Below are 969 nucleotides of genomic sequence, written 5' to 3'. Positions count from 1 at the left end.
CCGCTCCGGCATGAACACGTCCTGCACCCGCGAGATCGGCAAGCCGAACAGCTGGCCGCCGATCACGGCGGTGACGTATTCGGCCATCGCGCCTTCACTGGTCTCGGTCTTGCTGGTCATCAATTCGTTTCCTTGCATCCGGTCATGCCGCGCGGCGCAGTTCGGCGGTCTGCTCTTTCAGCGCCGCGATCAGCCCGGGACGGTCGAACTTGGCGACATAGTCGTGGAAGCCGGCCTGCCGGCCGCGCTCGATCGCCGCCGGCGACACCATCGCCGACAGCGCGATGATCGGCAGCCCGACGAGATTGTGGTCGCTTCGGATGTTCTCGGCGAACTCGAAGCCGTTCATCTCGGGCATCTCGATGTCGGTCAGCACGACGTCGAAGGCCTGCCCCGAGCGCAGCGCGGCGAGCCCTTCCTGCGCATTCGGCGCGGTCCGCACCTTGTAGCCGGCGGCCTTGAGCACCGGCGCCAGCATGTTGCGGAAGAATGCCGAGTCGTCGACCAGGAGCACCGACTGCGAACTGGCCGACGGGCGCATCTCCTTGCGCGAGAACCAGTCGGCAAACGCCATCGGCAGGAAGTGGCCGACATCGATCACCTCGGTGGCCTGGCCCTTGATCACGGCTGAGCCGAGGATACCGTCCTGGCTGCCCGCGACCTCGATGTTGAGCCGCTCCTCGACGATGTCGATGATCTCGTCGACCACGAGCCCCATCGAGCGGCCATCGTCGGCGAACACCAGGATCGGTTGCGACCCCTGCGACTGCACCTCGACACCCGCCATCTGCACCAGCGGCATCAGCTGCTCGCGGTACTGCACCATGTAGCGGCCGTTCGAGAGCTCGATCTTGTCGGTTGCGATCTCTTCCAGCCGGGTGACGAGGCCGAGCGGCACCGCCTTGGGCTGCGAGGAGCCGGCGCGGAACACCAACAGCGAAGTGAGCTGCTCGCCGCTCGAGGCATGGG

General features: G+C 66.4%; 1 protein-coding gene and 1 pseudogene. Both read right to left on the bottom strand.

The window, feature by feature from the left end; all coding sequences use genetic code 11:
• A pseudogene (locus tag H8A95_RS43250) lies at positions 1-120 on the bottom strand (chemotaxis protein CheW); the annotation flags it as partial.
• 22 nt (positions 121-142) lie between these two features.
• Positions 143-969 (bottom strand): response regulator (locus H8A95_RS43245; protein WP_229188480.1); only part of this gene is annotated, 827 nt, incomplete at its 5' end.

The sequence above is a fragment of the Bradyrhizobium oropedii genome (assembly GCF_020889685.1).
Taxonomy (GTDB): domain Bacteria; phylum Pseudomonadota; class Alphaproteobacteria; order Rhizobiales; family Xanthobacteraceae; genus Bradyrhizobium; species Bradyrhizobium oropedii.
This window is presented reverse-complemented; position numbering and strand designations above follow the sequence as displayed.